Source organism: Mesorhizobium sp. M7A.F.Ca.CA.004.04.2.1, assembly GCF_004022825.1.
Taxonomy (GTDB): Bacteria; Pseudomonadota; Alphaproteobacteria; order Rhizobiales; family Rhizobiaceae; genus Mesorhizobium.
Genome location: NZ_RZPH01000767.1, coordinates 1 through 2,980, shown reverse-complemented (window position 1 = coordinate 2,980; position 2,980 = coordinate 1). Strand labels below are relative to the sequence as shown.

4 protein-coding genes are annotated in these 2,980 nt (G+C 65.6%); all 4 read left to right on the top strand.

Features of this window, described 5'->3' with window-relative positions:
• Positions 1–454: ATP-binding cassette domain-containing protein (locus tag EN893_RS26645; RefSeq protein WP_164901123.1), on the top strand; the 454-nt coding region annotated here is incomplete at its 5' end.
• Position 455: 1 nt separating this feature from the next.
• A complete protein-coding gene (locus EN893_RS26640; protein WP_164748786.1) occupies positions 456–1,436 on the top strand; it encodes an ABC transporter permease in 981 nt (326 codons plus the stop codon).
• Positions 1,437–1,439: 3 nt separating this feature from the next.
• Entirely contained in the window at positions 1,440–2,387 is a 948-nt protein-coding gene (locus EN893_RS26635; RefSeq protein WP_127270023.1) for an ABC transporter permease, read from the top strand.
• Between the two features lie 126 nt (positions 2,388–2,513).
• Positions 2,514–2,980: enoyl-CoA hydratase/isomerase family protein (locus EN893_RS26630; protein ID WP_164901122.1), on the top strand; the 467-nt coding region annotated here is incomplete at its 3' end.

Sequence of the window (2,980 nt, the reverse complement as noted above, 5' to 3'; positions counted from 1 at the left end):
ATGGTCGATCGCTGAGAACATCGGCATCCGCTCGCTGGCGCGGTTGCGCAGCGGGCTGCTGATCTCGCCGCAGCGCGAGGCCGAGCTCGCCGCATTCTGGCAGAAGAAGATCGGCATCCGCACGCCCGATATGAACAACAACATTTTCTCGCTGTCGGGCGGCAACCAGCAGAAGGCGCTGTTTGCCCGCGCGCTCGGCTCGGACGCGCAGATCGTGCTGATGGACGACCCGATGCGCGGCGTCGATATCGGCACTAAGCTGGAGGTCTATGACCTCGTGCGCGAAGAGGCTGCCCGAGGCCGCACCTTCCTCTGGTACACCACGGAAACCGAAGAGCTCGACAATTGCGATCACATCTATGTCTTCAAGAACGGCCGCATCGTCGCCAATCTGCGCCGCGACGAGTTGACCGAAGAGAAGATCATCCAGTCCTCATTCGGCGATGCGGCCTGAGATGACGGCCGCCAGCCTCGACACCGCCGCCAGGACGTCCGCCGAGCGAGGCGCACTGGCCCGTGCCCGTCTGTTGCGCGGGCTGCTGCCGGCGCTGTCGCTGGCGCTGGTGCTGCTCGCCATCGCCTGGCTCAACCCGCGCGCCATCAGCTATTTCGGGTTCAGCCTGATGCTCAATTTGGCGATCCCGATCGCGCTGGCGACCATCGCGCAGATGTTCGTTATCGCCGGAAACGAGCTCGACCTGTCGATCGGTACTTTCGTCGGCTTCGTCGGCTGTGTCACGGCGACCTGGCTGAAGGACGCGCCGCTCATCGGCGTGATGATCCTGCTCGGGTCGATAGGCGTCTATGCGCTGCTCGGCGCGCTGATCCATCTGCGCAATTTGCCTTCGATCGTGGTGACGCTCGGCATGAGTTTCGTCTGGCAGGGGCTTGCCATTCTCGTCTTGCCCAAACCGGGCGGCAAGGCGCCGGACTGGCTGCTCGGGCTGATGGCGTTCAAGCCGCCCTTCATTCCGTTCCCGATCATCGCCGCGCTGCTGATCGGCCTCATCGTTCATTTCGGCCTGATGCGCACTTCCTATGGCGTGATCCTGCGCGGCTCCGGCGGCAATCCGGCGGCACTCGGCCGCGCCGGCTGGTCGCTGCTCAAGACCAAGATCGTGCTGTTTGCGCTGGCCGGTCTGTTCGGCGTGCTGTCCGGCATGGCGCTGATCGGCATCACCACCTCGGCCGACGCCAATATCGGCAATGGCTACACGCTGCTGGCGATCGCCGGCGTCATCCTCGGCGGCGGCGAATTCGTCGGCGGCCGGGTGTCGCCGATAGGTGCTGTGATCGGCGCGCTGACGCTGGCGCTGGCGGCCTCGCCGCTGCTCACCTTCATGCACATTCCACCCGATTGGCAGGTTGCCGCCAACGGCGCCATCCTCATCATCGTGCTGGCGGCGCGGGTGCTGATCAGCCGCAAGGAGAGGTGAGCGATGACATCGGTGAAATCGCTGCTCGCCAAACCCTGGATCTGGTCGTTCATTGGCGCGCTTCTGGTGTGGCTGGCGACGATCGCCTTCACCGGCGGTTATGGCGCCGGCGGCATGGTGACGGCGGCCCTGTCGCTGGCGGTGTTCACCGTCATTGTCGGCGTCGGCCAGATGTTCGTCATCACACTCGGCCCGGGCAATGTCGACCTGTCGCTGCCGGCCAATATCGGCCTTGCCAGCGCCGTCGCGATGAAAGTGATGGACGGCAATGATTCCATGATCGTGGTCGGGCTGCTGGCGGCGCTTGCCTGCGGGGCGGCGATCGGCGCCGCCAACTATCTGCTGATCTGGGCGCTGCGCATCCCGCCGATCATCGCCACGCTGTCGGCCAGCTTCATCATCCAGTCGATCGACATCAGCTACGGACGCGGCTTGCAGATCAAGCCGCCGCCGGGCTTCGCCGATTTCGCCAACCGGCAGATACTCGGCATTCCGGTGCTGGCCATCCTCACCGTGCTGTTCACCATCGGTGCGGCCATCGCCCTGCAGCGCATGATCTATGGCCGCTCGGTGCTGGCGATCGGCCAGAATATCCGCGCCGCCTGGCTCGCCGGCGTCAATGTCGGCCGCATCCGTTTCCTCACCTACACGCTGTCTGGTGCGCTCGGCGGCATCGACGGCGCGCTGCTCGCCGGCTATTTCCGTGGCGCCAATGTCGATATCGGCAATGAGTATCTGCTGGCCTCGATCGCGGTCGTCGTCATCGGCGGCACGTCGGTCGCCGGCGGCAAGGCCAATGTGCCCGGGGTCTGGGGCGCGGCGCTGTTCCTGGTGCTGCTTTTGACCATGCTCAACACGTTTGGGGTGAGTGCCGGGGTGCGATTGCTGCTCACGGGGCTGATCATTGTCGGGGTGATCACGGCGGCGGGCGGGCAGAAGGCGCCGCGGTAGGCTCCGCCTTCGTCGTCCCAGGCCTGTAATCATTGTGCCAGGCCGACATCCGGTTCCAATCGGCGTCATAGCGCTGTAAATCCCGTTCGCGCGGCCACGGCCGCTGAATAGCGCTGGGAGGTTTGCGTGTCCGATTTCGTGAAGGTCAGCCGCCACGGCGATGTCGCCGTCGTCACCATCGACAACCCGCCGGTCAACGCGCTGAGCTTCCATGTCCGCGAGCCGCTGATGCAGGCGCTGGTTGAGTTGCGCGACGATGCTTCGGTTGCCGCCATCGTCATTGCATGCGCCGGCCGGACCTTTGTCGCTGGCGCCGACATCACCGAATTCGGCAAGCCGATGCAGCAGCCGGAGCTGCGCGCCATCGTGGCGACGCTGGAAACCATCGCCAAGCCAACGCTAGCCGCCATCCACGGCACCGCCCTCGGCGGCGGGCTGGAGCTGGCGCTCGGCTGCCATTTCCGTATCGCCGACGTCGGCGCCAAGCTCGGCCTGCCGGAAGTCAAGCTCGGCCTGTTGCCGGGCGGTGGCGGCACGGTACGGCTGCCGCGCCTTGTCGGCGCGACGAAGGCGCTCAGGATGATCGTCTCCGG

What these genes read in the sequence shown, in the direction of transcription:
- EN893_RS26635 (WP_127270023.1), top strand. Translation starts at nt 1,440, where the DNA reads ATGACATCGGTGAAATCGCTGCTCGCCAAACCCTGGATCTGGTCGTTC.
- EN893_RS26640 (WP_164748786.1), top strand. Translation starts at nt 456, where the DNA reads ATGACGGCCGCCAGCCTCGACACCGCCGCCAGGACGTCCGCCGAGCGA.